Below are 19,676 nucleotides of genomic sequence, written 5' to 3'. Positions count from 1 at the left end.
GCTCTAGAAGCCGAACGGATCCGAATAGGGCAGGCGCCGACGCCTGACCTGCGTTTCCGGAAGGATCGGGCGGCTGATGTCGACCGCGATCAGTCCCTCGCAGGCGAGAGCCAGCACGGCCGCGACGCCGTCGGCGGTGTTCATGACCGCGCTGGCGCAGTCCACCAGCCGCATGGCTCCGCTCTCGTCGAGCTGATGCAGGATGCGGACCCGGTCGCCGGCGGTCACAGGCGTGCGCTTGCAGGCCATGATGAGGCGGACCGTGGTGAAGCGCGGCTCTGCGCGGATGCTCGCCGCCGTCTCGATGACGAAGGGGCGTCCATCCGCGGAGGCGATGCCGTGAAGGGCGGCCGCCCGCATGGGATGGTTGATGAGATCGTCGTCCGTGACCACGTCCACGAGATGGGGGGTGCCGTCCCTGACGATCTCGAAATCGGCCACATGCCCGATGATGCCGTCTCCGACGTCGAACTCGGCGGTCTCGGCTTGGGCGCGCAGGGCCTCCACCTCGGGGTCGAGCTCGCAGATCGCCAGGAAATCGGCGATGAGGCCGTTGCGGGTGACCGGGGTCGCCTGACTCCTCTGCGTCCGGCGCGACGAGGGCCGGCGGCCGGAGCGTCGAACCGGGAGGTCGAGGATCGCTTGAGCGGACATCAGGTTCTCCAGCGTGGCGTGAAACCGTCATGCAGTCCCTCCCGGCGAGCATTCTCCGGGATCAGGACAGTTCATGACTGCAGAACAAATATAGAACGAATAGCAGTCCGTCAAACCCGGCAAGCATCTGGATCGATCTCCAGGGAGAAAAGCGCCAAGCTTGACTTGGGCTTACCTTGAGGCAAAACGCCGCTGCTGCGAAAACCCTTCAGATGCAAGGCTTTCGGGGGCAGGTCTACTCCCTTGCAACTGGACGGATTCGGCCCGATTTGTTATAGAACAAATAACGAACACGCCGGCCCGGGACGAAGGCTTCGAGAAGAGCGTGGGACCTTTCGCGGGCTCCTTTGAAAGTTGGAACTGAGATGAATACGACAGACAAGAAGATTGCCGAGGTGCTTGCAAAGTTCGGTGAGCCGATGGCCGGCAACGTCTGGCGCGTCCAGGGAACGGCCGTCATCTATCACAAGGCTCTCGAGCGCATTGCGGCGCAGGCGCAGATTCAGTTCGACGCCCCCACCATCGTGCGCGCCGAGCGCGACGAGGCCGTCATCCTGGTGACGGGCCGCATGGGCGAGCGCGTGGAATGGTCGATCGGCGAGGCGCTGATCGGCGTGAATTACCGCGTCTCCGGAAAGCAGGCGGCCTATGTTTATGCGATGGCGGAGAAGCGTGCGAAGGACCGCGTGATCCTCAAGCTCATCGAACTGCACGGCCTCGTCTATTCGGAGGAGGAAGCCGACGAGTTCAGGAACAGCCGTCCGGGTGCGGGCGAGCCGCAGGTCGAGGTCGAGAAGACGGAGAAGAGCGACAGGACGAAGGTCGAGGTCGCCGGCTCCGACACCTCCATCGAGGCCGATCTCAAGCAGAAGATCACGAAGGCGAAGAACATCAACGCCGTCACCGATCTCATGCTGCACGCCGACACGCAGAAGATCCTCAACGACCTGCCCGAAGGAGTGCGCGATGAGATCCGCGACTTCGCGAAGGCGCGCCTCGTCGAGCTCGGCTGGCCGACCAAGAAGGCAGCCTAAGCCGCTCTCCATGACATGCCGACAAGGCGGGGCTTTCGCTCCGCCTTTTGCCTTTGAGGCGCGGATCCTCGCCCGCGGTCGATTCCATCGATGCTGAAAACCTCCGGTTCCACGGCCGAGCAAGCTGCCCTGACCTTGTCGGAGCATCTCGTCGGCTCGGTGGAGCGCGTGACCTTCCACAATGACGAGACCGGCTTCTGCGTCCTGCGGGTGAAGGCGCGGGGACACCGCAAGCCCGTCACGGTCGTCGGCCATGCGCCTGCGGTCGCCATGGGCGAGGTCGTGGAGGCCAGCGGAGCATGGCTGAACGATCGGAACCACGGCGTTCAGTTCCGTGCCACCTCGCTCGTCACGTCCGCCCCCACGACGGCGGAGGAGCTTCAGCGCTATCTCGGATCGGGTCTGCTGCGCGGTGTCGGGCCGGCCTGCGCGCAACGCCTCATCGCGTCCTTCGGGGCTCGCATTCTCGATGTCATCGAGCGCCGCCCGCACGACCTGACCCGCGTGCACGGTATCGGCATGGCCAAAGCGCAGGGCATCGCGGAGGCCTGGGCCGAACACCGCACCTTGCGCGACATTGCCGCCTTCCTGCGCGATCATGAGATCGGCAGCGCATTGCTGACGCGGATCTACCGCATCTACGGTGCAGGCGCCGTGGAGATCATCTCGGCCAATCCCTATCGCCTCGCCCTCGACATTCCGGGCTTCGAGTTTTCGGCGGCGGACCAGATCGCCATGCGGCTCGACATCGACCCCACGGCGCGGGTGCGCCTGCAGGCCGGTCTGACGAGCGTGCTCGCCGATGCCATGAAGGAGGGGCACACGGGCCTTCCCGTCGAGGAGTTGCTGCGGCAGGCAGGCATGCTGCTCGATGTGCCTGAGAATGAACTGCAGCCTGTGCTCCAGGCTCAATGCCAAGCCGGGCTCGTGATTGCGGACGATCTGCGCGGGCGGCGCTGCATCTTCCTCAAGCATCTCTATGGCGCCGAGCTCTACATCGCGCAGCGCCTGAAGGATCTCGCCAGAGGTGAGCATCCGTGGAGCGGATTGAAGGCAGCCGAGGCGGTCGACCGCGCCCAGGCCGCCATCGGCGTCTCCTACTCGTCGAGCCAGCGCCGGGCTCTGGCTGCGGCCTTCCGGGAAAAGGTGCTCGTGGTCACCGGCGGACCCGGCGTCGGAAAGACGACGCTGATCCGGGGGATCACCCATCTCTCGTCCGAGCACGAGCTGAAGATTGCGCTCTGTGCGCCGACCGGACGAGCAGCCAAGCGGCTTGCGGAAAGCACCGGATTTCCGGCCAGGACCATCCACCGCCTTCTCGAAGCCTCCGAAGGTGGCTTTCGCCGCAATGCCAAGGTGCCGCTCGACTGTGATCTCGTGGTGGTCGACGAGGCCTCCATGCTCGACATCCGGCTCATGGCCGCCCTGGTGCGAGCGTTGCCGGACGGTGCCTCCCTGCTGCTCGTCGGGGACGTGGACCAGCTCCCTTCCATCGGTCCGGGACAGGTGCTCGCCGACATCATCGCCTCGGGCCATGTTCCGGTCGTTCACCTGAACGAGGTCTTCCGTCAGGAGCAGGAGAGCCGCATCATCGCGGCAGCTCATGCCATCAACCGTGGTGCCGTTCCCGACCTGCAGCCTGCGGCGGAGTCGGATTTCTACTTCGTGGAGGCCGGGAGCCCGGCGGACGCCATGGCCAAGGTCGCCCTCCTCGTGCGGGATCGCATTCCGCGGCGGTTCGATCTCGATCCGGTGCGGGACATCCAGGTGCTCTGCCCCATGAACAGGGGGCGCCTGGGCACCAACATGCTGAACGGCGAGCTGCAGCAGATCCTCAACCCGCCGGGCCCCGACAGCATTCATCGGGCCGGCTGGATCTTCGGCCCCGGCGACAAGGTCATGCAGGTCAGGAACGATTATGACCGGGACGTCTATAACGGCGAGGTCGGAATCGTGCGCGAGGTCAGCCGATCCGACGGGGAAATCTCCGTCGCCTTCGACGATCGCCTCGTCAGCTACGGCTTCAAGGAGCTCGACGAACTGGTGCTCGCCTACGCCACGACCATCCACAAGGCGCAGGGCTCCGAATACCCCGCCGTGGTCATCCCCGTCGGGCTGGGCCAGACATCGATGCTGCGGCGCAAACTTCTCTACACGGGAGTGACGCGGGGGAGCCGGCTCGTGGTGCTGGTCGGCAGCCGCGCGGCCCTGGAACAGGCGGCCGCCGCCGAGGAGGAGCCGCGCTGGACGAGGCTTCGAGCCTGTCTTCAAGGCTCAGGTCTTCCGCCACGCGAAGTTGATACTATAATCAGGTCATCGCAGTCGGAGAGCCCATGAGCCTCGAAACCGAACAGGCAGGCCGGTCGGAGCGGTGGTCGGGAGGCGCCTTGATCGCCGGGGCCGCCCTGTGCCTCGTCGCGTCAGGCGGTCTCCTCTGGTGGCGCTATGGCGGCTCGGTCTTCAACGATCTGGTCCTTGCCGGTCTCGCCTGGTGCTTCTGAAGCAGTCCGGCGCGTGAGGTCCGCGCCAAGCCGTGGCTCGTCTTGTTCCAGCGAAAGGGGGCGACGGTCAGCTCCCAGAGTCCTCGCCATGCGGCACAGCTCACCAGGACGTAATAAACCGGAAGCACCGGGAGCCACGGCAGAAGCCGCCACAGGCCCCGGCGCTTGAGAGCCACGATTGCGGGAATGAACACGGCCGCCACCCCCGAGACGAAGAGCGCGAGGCTGCCGGAATAGAGCAGCCTTGCCCATTCACTGTTCTCTGCGGCCACAGGCTCTCTGAACCAGAGCAGGGCGGTCAGCACTGTGAAGAGCGGATAGAGCAGCGCGCTGAGAACCGTCCCGAGAGTGAGGACCGCAGCCCCGATGAAGCGCCACAGGCGGAGCTGGGACAAGGTTCTTCCGGGCTGGCGCGAGTGGGAGATGCATGTCTGCATGTATCCCTTCATCCAGCGGGTCCGCTGGTGCATCCAGGCCCTGAGGGTGCGCGGCGCCTCCTCGTTGGTGGAGGAGGGAAGATCCTCGATGAGATAGCCGAGCCTTGCCAGGCGGATCCCGAGATCCGCGTCCTCGGTCACGTTCCAGGCGTCCCAGCCGAAGATCCGCTTGAGAATGGGCGTGCGGAAGTGATTGGACGTTCCGCCGAGGGCGATGGGACTTCCGATCTCGGAGAGACCCGGGTTGAACACGTCGAACAGGGTCGCGTACTCGATGGTGAAGAGCCGCGTGAGCCAGGAATCGTCCGTGTTGTCGATGGTGAGCCGCGCCTGAAGGCAGGCCACGTTCCGCGGGAGCCTTGAGAATGTCGCGACTGCCAGACGCAGTTGGTCCGGGTCCGGCACGTCCTCCGCATCGTAGACCACGGTGAAGTGTCCTCGTGCCAGGGGCAGGGCGATGTTGAGCGCACGCGGCTTGGTTCGCGGTATCCCGGAAGGCGCCACGATCACCTCGATGAAGGCAGGAAGGCGGACGGCGGCAAGGGCGGCCGGGGTCTCCCGGTCGTCTGCTTCCAGCACCAGCTTGATGTCGAGCTTGGCTGGAGGACAGTCGAGGGCCGTCAACGCCGCGATGAGGCCCGGGACGACCTTCTTCTCCCGGTAAAGCGCCACGATCACCGTATAGACCGGCAGGCTGGCATCGGATGCCCGCGGAGGCTGTGTCGCCGGTTTGACCGGCTTGGCGACCATGGCTGTCGCCAGCCGCATCGTCACGCCGCTGAGGAAGAGCGGACCCAGCGCCACACCGAGCGCCGTCAGAGTCGGCTCGGGAAAAAGCCCGCCGCAGAAGGACAGGAGCAGCGCCGTTGCCGACAGGATCAGGATCTGCCCTGGACTGACCTGGTCCCGGTTCGACAGGTCCGGGGCACGGTCGGGCAATTCGTTGGCGCAGCGATAGGCGATCCTTCTGGCCTGTGTTCCGAACACCGCTCTGGCGAGCCGTGTCGGGGTCGTGACCGCGACCGGGCTCCGCATGGACCGGCGCTTCCTGAGAAGCCAGGCAAGGGAGGAGCCCTGAGGGGCCATGACGAAGCCCCCCGATAGGCTGGGGGCGAGCCCGCTCATGATGGCGTCCGGAAAGCGCGCCTGGGCGGACAGGCGGGGTGCGCTCGTGAAGGGCAGGGCCAGCTCCGCCGCCAGGGCGCGGTAGAAGTCGCTCTCCCCCACATACCCGCCCTTGATCAGGAACATGTCCGGCGTGACCCCGGCCCGAGACGCGAGAATGGCGGCCTTGTGCAGGGCATCGGGAGGGTAGCCGTGATGGGCCAGAAACCCGATCTCGACCGGCAGCATCCGCAGGTGAGCGGTTGACTGGCGGGACCCGTCCGCTAGACCCTGCCTGACAGGCAGAGGAAGTCCCCCGAATTCGTGCGAAGATGCCTGCAAGAAGGATATCGGCAGTTGAAGATGCGTTATATAGTTTCAATTGTTGCGCGCTTCCTTCATGGGATCAACCCCGTCCATTGGCGGCCTCACTCCTTCCTGCTGGCCTTCGTGCTCGGCTCGGTCCCGGTCATCGTCCAGGCGCAAGGGGTTGCCATTCCCAACTTCTGGGACCCGCGGGCACAGCTGGAGCGGCCTGATCTGGCCGGGACGCGGACCGTCCGGTTCCTGGTCGACGACGATTTTCCGCCGCTGCATTTCCCTGGGCTCGACGGCAATCCGACGGGATTTTCCGTGGAGCTGGCCCGTGCGGCCTGCGAACGCCTGAACCTGACCTGCACGATCCAGGTGCGCCGGTTCGACACGCTCCTCGATGCCCTGGCCGACAGACAGGGTGATGTGGTTGCGGCCGCCATTCCCCTGACCGCCGATCTGCGGCGGGGCTTCGGCGTGACCTCGCCGTATTTCAAGATTCCCGCCCGCTTCGCGGTCCGCAAGGATCGCAACATGCCCGTTCCCGACGTGAAATCGCTCCAGGGCAAGACCGTGGGCATCGTCGGAGGCACGGCGCACGAGGCCTATGCGAAGGCCTTCATGCCCGCCGCCGCACTCAAACCCTATCCCGAGCTCGCCGCCGCCCAGGCGGCCCTCAAGGCCGGGGAGATCGACTATCTCTTCGCCGACGGTCTCGGCCTCGCCCTCTGGATCGGAGGCGAGGAATCCGGCGGATGCTGCGATTTCACGGGTGGGCCCTACCTGGAAAGCCGGTTCTTCGGCGAGGGCATCGGCTTCATCGTCCGCAAGGAGGACGAAAACCTGCGGCTCGCCCTCGATTACGCCCTCCAGCAGCTCTGGAAGGAGGGGAAATATGCCGAGCTCTACCTGCGCTTCTTCCCCATTAGCCCCTATTAAGCCGCATTGACCGGAGCGGGCATGGTCCCCTAGAGGGGGCGGAGTGATTGTCGATTTCCCATGAGGCGCAAATCCCTTTAGGGTGCCGCGCTCGTTTCAACAGTTCTGGTCACATGCCTCAGCCCCTGTCTCTCGACCCCGCCCTCATCGACGCCGCTCAGACCGCGAATGCCTGGCCTTTCGAGGAAGCGCGCAAGCTCGTCGAGCGGCTCAAACGGACGGGAAAGCAGGAGGCGCTGTTCGAGACCGGATACGGTCCCTCGGGCCTGCCGCATATCGGCACCTTCGGCGAAGTGGCGCGCACCAGCATGGTGCGGCACGCTTTCCGGGTTCTGACCGGCGACGCCATCCCCACCCGCCTCGTCGCCTTCTCGGACGACATGGACGGCCTGCGGAAGGTGCCCGACAACATCCCGAACAAGGAGCTCGTGGCGGCCGCCCTCGGCAAGCCCCTGACCCAGGTGCCCGACCCGTTCGGGACGCATGAGAGCTTCGCCCACCACAACAACGCCCGGCTGCGCGAATTCCTCGATGCCTTCGGGTTCGATTACGAGTTCCTGTCGGCGACCGAGTGCTACAAGGCGGGCCGCTTCGACAAGACCCTGCTCACGGTGCTCGAACGCTACGATGCGGTGATGGCGATCATGCTGCCCTCGCTGCGTGAGGAGCGGCAGCAATCCTATTCGCCCTTCCTGCCGATCCATCCGAAGACCGGGATCGTGATGCAGGTGCCGATCGACGAGCGCAAGCTCGATGCCGGCACCATCGTCTGGCGCGATCCGGAGACCGGCGAACGCTTCGAGACACCGGTCACGGGCGGCCACGCCAAGCTCCAGTGGAAGCCCGACTGGGCCATGCGCTGGGTTGCGCTCGGCGTCGATTACGAAATGGCCGGCAAGGACCTGATCGACAGCGTGAAGCTCTCCGGCCAGATCGCCACGGCGCTCGGCGGGCTGCCGCCGGAAGGCTTCAACTACGAGCTCTTCCTCGACGAGAAGGGGCAGAAGATCTCGAAGTCCAAGGGCAACGGCCTCACCATCGACGAGTGGCTGGCCTACGGCACGCCCGACAGTCTCGGCCTGTTCATGTACAACAAGCCGCGCGAGGCCAAGCGGCTGTTCTTCGACGTGATCCCGCGGCAGGTCGACGACTACCTGACCTTCCTCGAGAAGTATCCGGGGCAGGATGCGCGGATGCGCCTGATGAACCCGGTCTGGCATCTTCACGCCGGCAATCCTCCGGCGCCCGAGCTGGTATCGTCGGGAGGCTCCAACCAGCCCGGCACGACCATCTCCTTCTCCATGCTGCTGAACCTCGTCGCCGTGGCGAATTCCGAGGATCCTGCGGTGCTGTGGGGCTTCATCCGCCGCTATGCGCCCGGCGTTTCGCCGGAAACGCATCCCCGTCTCGACAGCCTCGCTGCACGGGCCGTGCGGTACTTCGAGGACTTCGTAAAGCCGCAGAAGACCTATCGTCTGCCCGACGAGGTCGAGGCGGCGTCGCTGCGCCGTCTCTCGGAAGTGCTGGCCTCGTTCGAGACCGGCGAGCGTCCTGCGACCGCCGAGGCGATCCAGGACGAGATCTACAATGTCGGCCGCGCCGAACCGCGTTACCAGGACTTCAAGGCAAAGGGCGCCACACCCGAGCGGCCGGGCGTCTCGATCGAGTGGTTCAACACGATCTATCAGGTGCTGCTGGGCGAGCCGCGCGGACCGCGCTTCGGATCCTTCGTGGCGCTTTACGGCGTGAAGGAAACGCGGGCGCTCATCGAGAAGGCGCTCGCCGGCAAGCTCGTGAGCGAGCACGAGGCTTTCCTGAAGGAGAGGGAGACCGGGCGCGCTGCCTAGAGCATCGGACCCAAAAGTGGACGCCACTTTTGGAGCCCATCCGATGCTCCGGCCCTTAAGCGGCGCATCGGTTCCGCACGATGCGCCGCGGCTATTGGCGCGCCCACATGACTCTGCCGACCCAGGACACCTCTTCGGCCGGAATCACGCGATCCTCCTGACCTTCGATGAGGGACGCGAGTTCCAGGGTCTTGGCCGAGCGGCGCCTCAGCTCCCTGGCGAGGATCTCGCCGTTCGTCGTGCGGACGACCACCCGGTCGCCCTTGCGGACGCTGGCCGTCGGCGAAATGATGAGCACGTCCCCATCCCTGTAGAGCGGCGCCATGGTGTCGCCCGTCACCTCGAGGGCGAAGACCTTTTCCTGGCCGAAGTCGGGAAAGTCGATCTCGTCCCAGCCGGGGCCGCCGGTGGGAAGGCCCTCGTCGGTGAAGAGCTTTCCGGCGCCCGCGGCTGCCTGCGTCATGCTGATGAGGGGGATCATGGAGCGGCGGAGCGAACCCGACGGTTCGACCAGCCGCAGGAAGTCCTCGAGCGTCGCGCCCGTGGCGCGCAGGATCTTCGCAATCGACTCCGTCGAGGGCCAGCGGTCCCGGCCCTCGGGACTGGTACGCTTCGATTTGTTGAAGCTCGTCGCATCGAGACCGGCCTTGCGAGCCAGCCCTGATGCGGTCATGCCGTGGCGTGCGGCCAGCGCATCGATAGCAGCCCAAACGCGGTCGTGAGACAACATGTGATATACCTTCGCAAGCAGCGAAAAAACTAACTGAAACCGAACCTATTGTTAGGAATTAAGGTTGTTCTGTGGCCCGGACAACCACGAAGACCTTCCAGCGACATCTCGTCCACGTTCGGGTTGCTCCTTAAGCGTTCCGCAGCTACTCAAACCCTCATGAAAACCATCTATAAGATCTGCCCGGAACCGTTGTGGCGCAATGCCGAGAAGGCCGGTTTCTTCGAAGGAGCCCCCATCGACATTATTGATGGGTACCTCCATTTCTCGACGGCACAACAGGTTCGTGAGACGGCGGCCAGGCACTTCGCAGGGCAGGGCGATCTGCTGCTGATCGCCATCGACGAGAGCCGGCTCGGAGAGGCCCTGCGCTACGAGCCGTCTCGCGGCGGCGATCTCTTTCCGCATCTCTACGCGACTCTGCCCCTCTCCGCCGTCCTGTGGGTCAAGCCGCTTCCCCTCGGCAGCGACGGCCATCACATCTTTCCGGATCTCGCACCATGATCGGCAGCCTCTTTCCCTTCGCGAAACCCGTCCTGCACGCGCTCGATCCGGAGACCGCCCATCAAATGACGATCCGGGCGCTGTCCCTGATGCCCGCCACGACGGCGGGCAAGGACGACGATCGTCTCGCCGTCGACGCGATGGGCCGACGCTTCCCCAATCCCGTCGGGCTCGCGGCCGGCTTCGACAAGCAGTGCGAAGTGCCTGACCAACTCCTCGCGCTCGGCTTCGGCTTCGTCGAACTCGGTGGCGTGGTGCCGAGGGCGCAGGCGGGCAATCCGCGCCCGCGGCTGTTCCGGCTGACGCAGGACGAAGCCATCATCAACCGTTTCGGACTGAACAGCGACGGCCTCGACGCGGCTCGCCAGCGCCTCGCGCGGCGTCGGGGAAGACCGGGCATCGTCGGCGTGAACATCGGCGCGAACAAGGACTCGACGGATCGCATCGCCGATTACGCCCAGTGCATCCGCGGCCTTTCCGGTCTCGTCGATTTCCTCACCATCAACGTCTCCTCGCCCAACACGCCAGGCCTGCGCGACCTTCAGGGCGAGGCGTTCCTGGACGATCTCCTTGCCCGCTGCATCGATGCGAGGGACGCGGCGGACGAGGGACGACGGAGGACCATCGTTCTCCTGAAGATCGCCCCCGACATTTCGCTGGAGACTCTCGACGCCATCGTGGCGACGGCCCTGAAGCGCGGCATCGACGGGCTCACCGTTTCCAACACCACGGTTGCGCGGCCAGAAACGCTGAAGGACAGGGCGCTCGCGGGAGAGACGGGCGGATTGTCCGGCAAGCCGCTCTTCGCGCCGTCGACCAGGATGCTGGCCGAGACCTTCCTGCGCGTCGAGCGCAAGCTTCCCCTTATAGGCGTCGGCGGCGTCGATTCCGCCGAGGCGGCCTGGGCGAAGATCAGGGCGGGGGCGAGCCTCGTCCAGCTCTATTCGGCCATGGTCTACAAGGGGCCGGGATTGATTGGCGACATCAAGCGCGGACTGGTGGAGAAGCTGGCCCGTGAAGGCACGACCCTCGCCGCATCCGTCGGGCGGGATGCGCGTGCGCTGGCTGCGGAGCTCTGACCGGAACTCCGCTCCTCACGCGAACCTGGCGAATGTCTGCTTCGTCAATCTGGCGCAGAGAGCCGCCTGACCGATGCCGCGCGTGCCGAGAAACACCAGGAGCGCGATCCACAAGGCCGTGTTGCCGAGGCTTCCGGCCGCGAGAAGCACGAGCCCGTAGACCGCGAAGGCCACGACCATGAGGTCGCGCATGGCCCGGGTCCAGGTTGCGCCGGTGTAGATGCCGTCATAGGCGAAGGCGGCCGCGCCCACGAGCGGCGTCAGGGCGGCGAAGATCAGGTAATCCCTCGCGTAGAGGCGGACATCGGCGCTCGTGGTCACGAAGTCGATGAAGGCGCCGCCGACGAGCAGGAACAGGGCGGAGACGGCAAGGCCGAACCCGATGCTCCATCCGAGGCTCAGGGTGACGGCGCGGCGGAATCCGCGCTCGTCGCGGGCGCCGATGCTCTGGCCGCACAGGGTCTCGGCGGCGGTGGCGAAGCCGTCGAGGAAATAGCCGCCGATCAGGAACATGTTGTAGAGCACGGCATTGGCCGCCAGCGTCACGTCGCCGGTTCGCGCGCCCAGGGCGCTGAAGATCGAGAAGGCCAGGATCAGCGCCACGTTGCGGATCATGATGTCCCGGTTCACGGCCATGGTCTGCAGCATCGCGGCCTTGTCCAGAACCTCGCTCCAGGTGACGGAGAAGGGGTTGGAGCCGAGGCGGCGCAGAACCGCGATGCCGAGGCCCACGCCCGCCACCTCCGCCGCCGCCGTGCCGAGGGCCGCTCCCGCGACGCCGAGATCGAAGACGATCACCAGCGTTGCCGTCAGCAGGATGTTGATCACGTTGATCGCCACCTGGAGCAGCAATCCGAGATCGGTGCGGCCGCGCCCGAGGGTGGAGCCCAGGATGACGTAGTTCGCCAGCGTGAAGGGAGCCGCCCAGATGCGGACGAAGAAATAGGTCGACAGCGCCTCCGTCACCGCCGCGCTCGCGCCGGCCACGGAGAAGGCGATGGTCGCGATCGGCCATTGCAGCAGGATCAGCAGGAGGCCGACGACGGCGCCGACGAGCAGCGCGCGCGCCAGGGTGCAATCGACCTGATGCCGGTCGCCGGCGCCCGTCGCCTGGGCGGTCAGCCCGGCGGTGGCCATGCGCAGGGAGCCGAAGCTCCAGAACACGAAATCGAAGATGACGGCGCCGAGGGCGACGGCGCCCAGGAGGTGCGCCTCGCCGAGCCTGCCGATCACCGTCGCGTCGACGAGCCCGAGGAGCGGGGTCGTGACGTGGGACAGGGTCATGGGCAGCGCAAGCGCCAGCATGCGCCAATGGGTGACCTCGATCCTCCGCGTCGCTGTGGAGCCGTCCATCATGGTCCCGGCAGGTCCTTCAGCGCCGGTCGAAGAGGCGGGAGATGAGCCAGAGCGGGACGACGATGACCGCTCCGTAGAGGATCCAGAGGCCGACCTCCTTCACCGTGTCCAGGCTGAGATCCAGAACGGAGCGGATCCAGTTGAACAGCCCTTCGACCAGCCCGAACGGCGTGATGTCGAGGAAGGCCATGAAGGCCCCGACGAGGAGGGAGAGAAAGATCAGCTTGGCCAGGACCGAGCCGGGCGAGCCGCCGATGAAACGGTGCATGTTGGACATATCCTCATCCTCGTCGAAGAGCTTGGCTGGACCTGGGCTTCGGCGTGTGCTTCATCGCAAGGGCTGGCGACGAACGCAACACTTCCGTGAGAATGGCATGATCGATCCCGCTCTTTTCGACCCATCCGCCATCAGCGACGAAATCCGTGCTCAAAACGCCGATATCGTGGCAAAGCTCTCGACCCTGCCGGACCCGATGTCGGTGCCTCCGGCCCTGGTGCGGGAGCGCCGCCGCCAGGGGCTCGGTCCGTTCCCGCTCATGGCTCCGAGCCCCCGGGCGCAGACCATCGCCATCGACGGCCCGGCGGGCCCCATTCCGCTGCGGATCTTCGCGCCGGACAACCCGCGCGGCGTCTACTTCCACATCCATGGCGGCGGCTGGACCTGGGGCACCGCGGACGAGCAGGATCCCTGGCTCGACCGCCTCGCCGACAGGTGCGGCCTTGCGGTCGTGTCCGTGGAATACCGGCTGGCTCCGGAAAATCCCTACCCGGCCGCGCCCGACGATTGCGAGGCGGCGGCCCTCTGGGTGATCCGCGAGGCCGAGAGCCGGTTCGGGACGTCGCGCCTGTTCATCGGCGGCGAGTCGGCCGGGGCTCATCTCTCGGCCGTCACCATCCTGCGCCTGCGGGACAGGCACGGCCTCGATCCCTTCCGGGGCGCGAACCTCTTCGCGGGCTGCTACGACCTCAACCTGACGCCGAGCGTGCGGCTTTGGGGCAGCGAGAGGCTCATCCTCAACACCAACGACGTGCGGGTCTTCGCCGACAATTTCTGCGGCTCCATCGACCGGTACGACCCCGATGTCTCGCCGCTCTTCGCCGATCTGAAGGGCCTGCCGCCGGCGCTCTTCTCCGTCGGTACGCGGGACATGCTCCTGGACGACACGCTGTTCATGGCGTCGCGCTGGGCGGCGGCCGGAAACCGGACCGAACTCGCCGTCTGGCCGGGGGGATGCCACGTGTTCATCCGCTTCGATAGCGCCATGGCCGAGAAGGCGCTGTCGCGGATCGATGCCTTCGTGGAGGCGCTCTAGTCGGCCCCGGCCGGGGAGGGGCGCTGGGTCACGCCGATCTTCGAGGCGGCGATGACCGCCTGGGTCCGGCTGTCGACGCCGAGCTTGTCGAGAATGGCCGAGACGTGGGCCTTCACGGTCGCTTCGGAGACATTGAGCTCGTAGGCGATCTGCTTGTTGAGCAGGCCCTCGGACAGCATGGTCAGGACGCGGACCTGCTGCGGGGTGAGGGTGGCGAGGCGGCGCACCAGATCCGCGGTTTCCTTGTCCTCGGCGGCGGAGAGGTCCACGTCGGGCGGCGTCCAGGTGTCGCCCGCCAGCACGGCCGAGATGGCGCCGCCGATGCTGTCCACGTCGATGGATTTGGGGATGAAGCCCGAGGCGCCGAACTCCATGGCGCGGCGGATGACCGTGGGCTCCTCCGTGGCCGAGACGATGACCACCGGGTATTCCGGATGCTGCGCCCGCAGCGAGAGCAGCGCCGAGAAGCCCTGCACGCCCGGCATGGTCAGATCGAGCAGGATGAGGTCGAGGTCGCGTTCCTGGGTGAGGGCGGCGTTCAGCTCGTCGAGTCCGCTCGCCTCGATCACCCGGGCCTTCGGCATGACGGAGGCGATGGCCTGCCTCAGCGCCCCACGGAAAAGCGGGTGGTCGTCGGCAATGACGATCGTGGTGTCCTGGCCCTGCACTCTGTTCCTCCCACGCCACTTTTTTGTAAGGCCTTAGCCGCATCCCCGCCGGTCTGGCAAGGCAGGAGGAGCGGCAAAGCCATTCTACCTGAAACTGTAGGGGGTATGGAGCCGGTTGTTCAAATATAAACTGCCCGAATGGGGAGGGATCAGGCGCCGATCAGGTGGAAAACGATGTCGCGGCGGTGGGGCCGGTCCCGGTGCTCGACGAGATAGAGGCCCTGCCAGGTCCCGAGAACCATCTGCCCCTCCATGACGGGAATGCTCAGGCTGACGCCGGACAGGACGGTCCGGATGTGGGCCGGCATGTCGTCCGGCCCTTCCGTCGTGTGGACGTAGGACCCGTCCCGCGGCGCCAGCCGGTCGAAGGCCATGAGCAGGTCCTCGCGGACGTCCGGGTCCGCATTCTCCTGGATCGTCAGGGAGGCCGAGGTGTGCCGGCAGAAGACCGTCAGGAGCCCTTGCAGGATGCCGGTTCCGAACACCCAGCGCGCGGCCGCGTCGGTGATCTCCGTGAAGCCCTGTCCCCGGGTCTCGACCAGAAGCCTGCCGCTCGCCTGCTGGGTCACGCTGCCTTGGGTGATGGTGTCCACGGTCAGCATCGTCATCCCTCCCGCCGTTCCGCTTCCCGACCCTTCAGAGGGTGGATCTCCTTTTCGCCCCGTTCGAGGATCTTTTCCAGGGTCTCGAGCCGGTCCGCCTCCGCCGCCGGCTTGTCCCAGCGGATCCGGTTGATGCGGGGAAAGCGCATGGCGACGCCTGATTTGTGCCGGGTCGAGCGCTGCAGCCCCTCGAACGCCACTTCCAGCACGAGGCCCCGGTCCCTGCCGTATTCCACCTCCCGCACCGGCCCGAACCGGTTGACCGTGTGGTTGCGGACATAGCGGTCGAGCTTGACCAGCTCCTCGTCCGTGAAGCCGTGATAGGCCTTGCCGACGGGCACCAGCTCCTCGCCGCCGGGTCCGTCGCGCCAGACGCCGAAGGTGTAGTCGGAATAGAAGGAGGAGCGCTTTCCGTGCCCGCGTTGGCCGTACATCATGACCGCATCGACAAGATACGGATCGCGCTTCCACTTGTACCAATGGCCCTTGGGACGGCCCGGCAGATAGGGGCTGCCCGCCCGCTTCACCATGCAGCCCTCGATGGCGTCCGCGTCCGGTCCCGCGCCGACCGAGGCCGGATCGGACCGCGCGGCGGCAAGATCCTCCCAGGAGGAGAAGGGCACCATGGGCGAGAGGTCGATGCGCGGATCGCCGAGGCGGGCGACGAGCGCCTCCAGGCGCTGGCGGCGCTCGCGGAAGGGCAGGTCGCGCAGGTCCTCGTCGCCTTCGGTGAGGATGTCGTAGACGCGTAAGTGAGCCGGAAACTCGGCGACGAGCTTGGGCGTCACCGCCTTCCGGTTCAGGCGCTGCTGCAGCACGTTGAAGCTCTGCACGCGGCCCTCACGGACGATGAGCAGCTCCCCGTCGATGGCGCCCTCGAAATCGAGCGCGTCCACGAGGTCCGGAAAGGCGCGGGACACGTCCTCGCCCGTGCGGGAATAGATGCGCCGCACCGGCCGCCCGTCGCTTGCCCGGCCGGAGACCGCCTGGAGCCGGATGCCGTCCCACTTCCACTCCGCCATGAATTCCGAGGCGTCGAGCTTCTCGAAATCCTCCTCCTCCAGCGGATGCGACAGCATCGGCGGGCGGAAGGGCGCGGGATTGCCGGATTCCGGTTTCTCGCCTCGGCCCTCGACCCAGGCGAAGAGATCCTCGTAAGGGGGCTCCAGCCCGTGCCAGATCAGCTCCACCTCGTCGGGCTCGAACCCGCCGAGCTGGGCTACCGCCGTCTTGGCGAGCCGGGCCGAGACGCCGACGCGCAGCTCCCGCGTGATGAGCTTGATCAGCGCCCAGCGCCCGGTCTCGTCGAGGGCGTCCATCCAGCCGGCGACGCGGGCCGGCAGGTCGCTCTTGCTCGTGGTGGCGAGCGTCTCGACCACCTCCGAGATGGTTGGCACGTGGGGCGGCGGGTTGTTGTGGCCGATGGCGGGTTCGGCGCCGGCGGGAGCCACGCTCTCATGCCCCGGCGCGGGCCAGATCAGCGCCGCCGTCTCGGCCAGGTCGCCCACATAGTGGTAGGACATGCGGAACAGCACCGGATCGGTGCGCTCCTCCACGAGGCCGCGGATCAGGCCGGGCTTCGCCTCCTTGAACATCAGCGCGCCGGTCATGGCGGCCAGGGCATAGCCGCGGTCCGGGTCCGGCGTGTGCCGGAAATAGTCCATGAGCAGCCGCAGCTTGGCGTTGCGGCGCGGCTCGTAGCCGAGCCGGTCGAGGAGGGCGGCGAAGCGGTTCATGCGGTTTCCCCCGCGTCTTCCTTGGGGGAGGAGGCTTCCTCCGCCTCGCCCTCGTCGCCATAGCCCAGCATGTGCAGGGGCCGCGCCCTGATGCCGTGGGTCGTGCACCAATGGACCAGGGCGTCCTCCTGCCCGTGCGTGACCCAGACCTCGCCCGCGCCGGTCTCGCGGATCGTGCGGCAGAGGTCGTCCCAGTCGGAATGGTCGGAGATCACGAGGGGCAGCTCCACGCCCTTCTGCCGGGCGCGGGCGCGCACCCGCATCCAGCCGGACGCGAAGCAGGTCACCGGGTCGGGAAAGCGGCGGGACCAGAGATCCTGGATGGAGGAGGGCGGGCAGATCACGACCGCGCCGGCGAGCTTCGGCCGTTCCGCGGCGACGACCTTCGGGGTCTCGCCCAGGGAAATTCCTTCCGACTTGTAGAACTCCGTCAGGCGCTCCATGGCGCCGTGCAGATAGATCGGCCGGTCGTAGCCTTCCTCCCGCAGCAGGGCCATGACCCGCTGCGCCTTGCCGAGGGCATAGGCGCCGACGATGTGGGCGCGTTCGGGAAAGAGCGCGACGGAGGCCAGGAGCTTGCGCACCTCGCCCCGGGTGTCCGGATGCCGGAAGACCGGCAGGCCGAAGGTCGCCTCGGTGATGAACACGTCGCAGGGCACGACCTCGTAGGGAAGGCAGGTCGGGTCCTCGGCGCGCTTGTAGTCGCCCGAGACGACGACCCGGGTGCCGCCCGCCTCGATGGATATTTGCGCCGAGCCCAGCACGTGCCCGGCGGGCGTGAACCGCACGGTCACGTCGCCGACGCGCAGGCTTTCGCCGAGCGGGGCTTCCTGGGTCGAGCCCGCGAACTCCGCGCCGTAGCGGACCGCCATGATGAGCAGGGTCTCCCGCGTCGCCATCACGGAGCGGTGCCCCGAGCGGGCATGGTCCGAATGGCCGTGGGTGACGAGCGCCCGCTCCACGGGCCGGACCGGATCGATATGGAAGTCGCCGAGGGGGCAATAGAGCCCTTGCGGGGTCTGGGTCAGGATGTCGGTCGAACGCAGCGCCATGGGTGAGAATATAGGGTGGTGCGCTCCTGTGTCAGTCCCGGCCGGAGCGCTGCGGAGGGGAGGGGAATCCACGGGCGCCGGGCTGGAGGCTGGATCCCCTTCCCGTGCCTGCGGCGCGTCGGGGATGACACGGCAGGATGAAGGCACGGGTTCTCGGGCTGCGGGCGTATGCGCGCGGCCTTGTGGCAGTCGAGGGGGCGCGAGGAGCGAACCGGCTCGAAGGGTGGTGGTGGAGAGGGAGAAGAGCCGGATGGCCCCTCGCGCACGGTTCTTTTCAGGCGAACAGGCGGCGCTGGTCCGTGAACGGCCGCAGGCGGACGCCGCACGCCTGGTGCGGCCGGGCCTGCGACCCGCTCCGGCCCCAGGGCTTGTGCCTGGGCCTCCTGCCGCAGGAGGGTGCGTTCCCCTCCGGCGCAGGACCATGTCCGGTCCCACAATCACGACGCCTCGCGAGCGCGCCCCTCGGTGGACCGGACACGAACGATATAGCTTAGCTTGGCACGAGTGTCAAGAACAAAGCGGGAACGTTTCTGTCGATGCTGCGGTGTCTCCCTGGCGCATGAAGTGCGGGAAGGGGATCCATTCTTCGGCTGGTGCGCATCGGTGGATTCCCTTCCCCTCCGCTGCGCTCCGGCCGGGAATGACAAAGGGTGTGCGTTGCCGTCATTCCGGGGCCGCGCAGCGGAGCCCGGAACCCATAAACTCGACAGGTTCAAGAAAAGATTGTGAGCGCTTCGCTTCATCCTGCGCCGTCAGCGGCTATGGGTTCCGGGCTCGGCTCTAGCGAGCCGCCCCGGAATGACGGCGTGGAGACACCCAACGCCGCATGAAGGCGTGGATGGCCGGGACAGGCCCGGCCATGACGCGGGTGGCGCCGCGTTGCTCTCCTCCCCCACAAGTTTCAGCCGGTTCGAAGCTCACGCGGGTGGCACTGCGCTGCTCTCCTCCCCACAAGGGGGAGGGAAGACCGTTGCGCCAAACACCGCCTCACCCGGCAGCCTTGCACTCCCTCATCCGGCAGCCTTGCCCCTCTCACCCGGACCTGCGGTCCGGCCTCTCCCCACGGGAGAGGCGAAGGGCTCCGTCCCGCTGCGCCGTCGGGCTTCCCCGGCGAGGGTGTCGGCCCCGGCGGTGCGGGAGGGGGCATCTGCCAGCCCGCTTTGCCCGTCCCACGCCTCATGCTAAGCCTGACCGTAGAGCCGGACGCATCCGGCTCCGGGGCGTGAGAACCCCTCCCATAGCGGTCGGCATCGACCGCAACGATGCCTCCCTCGCCTTACGGCCGGGGAGGTGCTGCCGTATGTCCAGGGCGAAAGCCTAAAGGGCAGTACGGTCGTCTATGGGCGGCTTCTCAACTCCCCGGCCACCAGGAGGGCTCCTGGTGGTCGTTTCACCGGAGGAGTTCGTCATGGACCAGCCCTACAGCGTCGTGGCCGATTGGCTCTCGAAGTTTCACACCTAGCCGATGCTCATTCAGGCGCTTTGGCTCGTCGCCGTGCCGGTGACGCTGCTCGGCCTCGCCTGGATCGCCGCCCGAACCTGGCGCGACATCGCCGCCCTGCGCCACGGCGACGGACCTCTTTACGGTCTCCCACGCGAATGGGAGGGCCCGCTGCTCACCTATCGCGGCGGCCGTCTCGCCATTGCGCAGGATCAGGAAGGCCGGGAGATCCCCGGCACCTTCCGCCGTCAGGCGGCGCAGCCGGGACAGGGGCCATACGGCGGCGGACAAGGACGCCAGCGGCGAATGGCGGGGTAGGGGCGGGGACCTGTGGGTTCCGCTCGCCCCCCATGGCGCGGAGACGTCA

Annotated in this window: 18 protein-coding genes; 9 read left to right on the top strand and 9 right to left on the bottom strand. The window is 66.9% G+C overall.

Annotation, left to right across the window (positions count from 1 at the left end):
• Nucleotides 1–3: 3 nt before the first annotated feature.
• Entirely contained in the window at nucleotides 4–654 is a 651-nt protein-coding gene (locus LGR44_RS10580; protein WP_226740142.1) for a hypothetical protein, read from the bottom strand.
• 365 nt (nucleotides 655–1,019) lie between these two features.
• On the opposite strand from LGR44_RS10580, the gene LGR44_RS10575 reads away from it, so the two are divergent.
• From LGR44_RS10575 to LGR44_RS10565, 3 genes are all read left to right on the top strand, one after another.
• Complete coding sequence (locus tag LGR44_RS10575) at nucleotides 1,020–1,688, top strand: trna delta -isopentenylpyrophosphate transferase (RefSeq protein WP_226740141.1); 669 nt, start codon at nucleotides 1,020–1,022, stop codon at nucleotides 1,686–1,688.
• A 90-nt stretch (nucleotides 1,689–1,778) separates the two neighbouring features.
• On the top strand, nucleotides 1,779–4,025 hold the full coding sequence (recD2, locus tag LGR44_RS10570) for an SF1B family DNA helicase RecD2 (protein WP_226740138.1): 2,247 nt from the start codon (nucleotides 1,779–1,781) through the stop codon (nucleotides 4,023–4,025).
• Nucleotides 4,022–4,189 carry a hypothetical protein gene (locus tag LGR44_RS10565; RefSeq protein WP_226740136.1) on the top strand — a complete coding sequence of 56 codons (168 nt, stop codon included), beginning with the start codon at nucleotides 4,022–4,024 and terminating at the stop codon, nucleotides 4,187–4,189. Before recD2 ends, LGR44_RS10565 begins: the two co-directional genes overlap by 4 nt.
• On the opposite strand, the gene LGR44_RS10560 is transcribed toward LGR44_RS10565, so the two are convergent.
• Entirely contained in the window at nucleotides 4,132–6,072 is a 1,941-nt protein-coding gene (locus LGR44_RS10560; protein WP_226740135.1) for a glycosyltransferase family 2 protein, read from the bottom strand. The genes LGR44_RS10565 and LGR44_RS10560 overlap by 58 nt on opposite strands.
• Before the next feature lie 21 nt (nucleotides 6,073–6,093).
• Here LGR44_RS10560 and LGR44_RS10555 point away from each other — a divergent pair, with 21 nt between their 5' ends.
• A complete protein-coding gene (locus LGR44_RS10555) occupies nucleotides 6,094–6,981 on the top strand; it encodes a transporter substrate-binding domain-containing protein (protein WP_226740207.1) in 888 nt (295 codons plus the stop codon).
• A 113-nt stretch (nucleotides 6,982–7,094) separates the two neighbouring features.
• Nucleotides 7,095–8,828, top strand: coding sequence for a lysine--tRNA ligase (locus tag LGR44_RS10550; RefSeq protein ID WP_226740133.1), 1,734 nt, complete (start codon nucleotides 7,095–7,097; stop codon nucleotides 8,826–8,828).
• Nucleotides 8,829–8,919: 91 nt separating this feature from the next.
• Here the strand turns inward: LGR44_RS10550 and LGR44_RS10545 are convergent, their stop codons facing one another.
• Nucleotides 8,920–9,558, bottom strand: coding sequence for a S24 family peptidase (locus LGR44_RS10545; protein WP_226740131.1), 639 nt, complete (start codon nucleotides 9,556–9,558; stop codon nucleotides 8,920–8,922).
• 159 nt (nucleotides 9,559–9,717) lie between these two features.
• On the opposite strand from LGR44_RS10545, the gene LGR44_RS10540 reads away from it, so the two are divergent.
• Together LGR44_RS10540 and LGR44_RS10535 are read left to right on the top strand one after the other, a co-directional pair.
• Nucleotides 9,718–10,062, top strand: coding sequence for a DUF952 domain-containing protein (locus LGR44_RS10540; RefSeq protein WP_226740129.1), 345 nt, complete (start codon nucleotides 9,718–9,720; stop codon nucleotides 10,060–10,062).
• Nucleotides 10,059–11,141, top strand: coding sequence for a quinone-dependent dihydroorotate dehydrogenase (locus tag LGR44_RS10535; RefSeq protein WP_226740127.1), 1,083 nt, complete (start codon nucleotides 10,059–10,061; stop codon nucleotides 11,139–11,141). Before LGR44_RS10540 ends, LGR44_RS10535 begins: the two co-directional genes overlap by 4 nt.
• Nucleotides 11,142–11,156: 15 nt before the next feature.
• Here the strand turns inward: LGR44_RS10535 and LGR44_RS10530 are convergent, their stop codons facing one another.
• Both LGR44_RS10530 and LGR44_RS10525 read right to left on the bottom strand, forming a co-directional pair.
• Nucleotides 11,157–12,494: an MATE family efflux transporter gene (locus tag LGR44_RS10530; protein WP_226740124.1), complete on the bottom strand. Its 1,338-nt coding sequence runs from the start codon at nucleotides 12,492–12,494 to the stop codon at nucleotides 11,157–11,159.
• A 19-nt stretch (nucleotides 12,495–12,513) separates the two neighbouring features.
• Nucleotides 12,514–12,774: a DUF6460 domain-containing protein gene (locus LGR44_RS10525; protein WP_226740123.1), complete on the bottom strand. Its 261-nt coding sequence runs from the start codon at nucleotides 12,772–12,774 to the stop codon at nucleotides 12,514–12,516.
• Nucleotides 12,775–12,871: 97 nt separating this feature from the next.
• Between LGR44_RS10525 and LGR44_RS10520 the strand changes: the two genes are divergently transcribed.
• Nucleotides 12,872–13,810, top strand: coding sequence for an alpha/beta hydrolase (locus LGR44_RS10520; RefSeq protein ID WP_226740121.1), 939 nt, complete (start codon nucleotides 12,872–12,874; stop codon nucleotides 13,808–13,810).
• Here the strand turns inward: LGR44_RS10520 and LGR44_RS10515 are convergent.
• From LGR44_RS10515 to LGR44_RS10500, 4 genes are all read right to left on the bottom strand, one after another.
• Nucleotides 13,807–14,478, bottom strand: coding sequence for a response regulator (locus LGR44_RS10515; RefSeq protein WP_226740119.1), 672 nt, complete (start codon nucleotides 14,476–14,478; stop codon nucleotides 13,807–13,809). The two genes, LGR44_RS10520 and LGR44_RS10515, sit on opposite strands and share 4 nt — an antisense overlap.
• A gap of 149 nt (nucleotides 14,479–14,627) precedes the next feature.
• Complete coding sequence (locus tag LGR44_RS10510) at nucleotides 14,628–15,080, bottom strand: secondary thiamine-phosphate synthase enzyme YjbQ (protein WP_226740116.1); 453 nt, start codon at nucleotides 15,078–15,080, stop codon at nucleotides 14,628–14,630.
• Nucleotides 15,081–15,082: 2 nt separating this feature from the next.
• Nucleotides 15,083–16,816, bottom strand: coding sequence for a cisplatin damage response ATP-dependent DNA ligase (locus LGR44_RS10505; RefSeq protein WP_226740114.1), 1,734 nt, complete (start codon nucleotides 16,814–16,816; stop codon nucleotides 15,083–15,085).
• Complete coding sequence (locus tag LGR44_RS10500) at nucleotides 16,813–17,868, bottom strand: ligase-associated DNA damage response exonuclease (protein WP_226740111.1); 1,056 nt, start codon at nucleotides 17,866–17,868, stop codon at nucleotides 16,813–16,815. The genes LGR44_RS10505 and LGR44_RS10500 overlap by 4 nt, the downstream gene beginning before the upstream one ends.
• A 1,465-nt stretch (nucleotides 17,869–19,333) precedes the next feature.
• Here LGR44_RS10500 and LGR44_RS10495 point away from each other — a divergent pair.
• Nucleotides 19,334–19,627 (top strand): hypothetical protein, encoded by a 294-nt coding sequence (locus LGR44_RS10495; RefSeq protein ID WP_226740109.1) that lies wholly within the window; start codon nucleotides 19,334–19,336, stop codon nucleotides 19,625–19,627.
• Nucleotides 19,628–19,676 lie beyond the last annotated feature (49 nt).

It is taken from the genome of Microvirga lenta, from assembly GCF_020532555.1.
Classification (GTDB): domain Bacteria; phylum Pseudomonadota; class Alphaproteobacteria; order Rhizobiales; family Beijerinckiaceae; genus Microvirga; species Microvirga lenta.
The sequence above is the reverse complement of the archived record's forward strand: the minus strand, read 5'-3'. Positions and strand labels throughout refer to the sequence as shown.

Excerpts from the sequence above, each read along its gene's own strand:
- LGR44_RS10565 (WP_226740136.1), top strand. The coding sequence starts at position 4,022 with ATGAGCCTCGAAACCGAACAGGCAGGCCGGTCGGAGCGGTGGTCGGGA.
- LGR44_RS10555 (WP_226740207.1), top strand. The coding sequence starts at position 6,094 with ATGCGTTATATAGTTTCAATTGTTGCGCGCTTCCTTCATGGGATCAAC.
- LGR44_RS10495 (WP_226740109.1), top strand. The coding sequence starts at position 19,334 with ATGCTCATTCAGGCGCTTTGGCTCGTCGCCGTGCCGGTGACGCTGCTC.
- LGR44_RS10535 (WP_226740127.1), top strand. The coding sequence starts at position 10,059 with ATGATCGGCAGCCTCTTTCCCTTCGCGAAACCCGTCCTGCACGCGCTC.
- LGR44_RS10545 (WP_226740131.1), bottom strand. The coding sequence starts at position 9,558 with ATGTTGTCTCACGACCGCGTTTGGGCTGCTATCGATGCGCTGGCCGCA.
- LGR44_RS10575 (WP_226740141.1), top strand. The coding sequence starts at position 1,020 with ATGAATACGACAGACAAGAAGATTGCCGAGGTGCTTGCAAAGTTCGGT.
- LGR44_RS10580 (WP_226740142.1), bottom strand. The coding sequence starts at position 654 with ATGTCCGCTCAAGCGATCCTCGACCTCCCGGTTCGACGCTCCGGCCGC.
- LGR44_RS10505 (WP_226740114.1), bottom strand. The coding sequence starts at position 16,816 with ATGAACCGCTTCGCCGCCCTCCTCGACCGGCTCGGCTACGAGCCGCGC.
- LGR44_RS10500 (WP_226740111.1), bottom strand. The coding sequence starts at position 17,868 with ATGGCGCTGCGTTCGACCGACATCCTGACCCAGACCCCGCAAGGGCTC.
- LGR44_RS10550 (WP_226740133.1), top strand. The coding sequence starts at position 7,095 with ATGCCTCAGCCCCTGTCTCTCGACCCCGCCCTCATCGACGCCGCTCAG.
- LGR44_RS10540 (WP_226740129.1), top strand. The coding sequence starts at position 9,718 with ATGAAAACCATCTATAAGATCTGCCCGGAACCGTTGTGGCGCAATGCC.
- recD2 (WP_226740138.1), top strand. The coding sequence starts at position 1,779 with ATGCTGAAAACCTCCGGTTCCACGGCCGAGCAAGCTGCCCTGACCTTG.
- LGR44_RS10525 (WP_226740123.1), bottom strand. The coding sequence starts at position 12,774 with ATGTCCAACATGCACCGTTTCATCGGCGGCTCGCCCGGCTCGGTCCTG.
- LGR44_RS10510 (WP_226740116.1), bottom strand. The coding sequence starts at position 15,080 with ATGCTGACCGTGGACACCATCACCCAAGGCAGCGTGACCCAGCAGGCG.
- LGR44_RS10530 (WP_226740124.1), bottom strand. The coding sequence starts at position 12,494 with ATGGACGGCTCCACAGCGACGCGGAGGATCGAGGTCACCCATTGGCGC.
- LGR44_RS10520 (WP_226740121.1), top strand. The coding sequence starts at position 12,872 with ATGATCGATCCCGCTCTTTTCGACCCATCCGCCATCAGCGACGAAATC.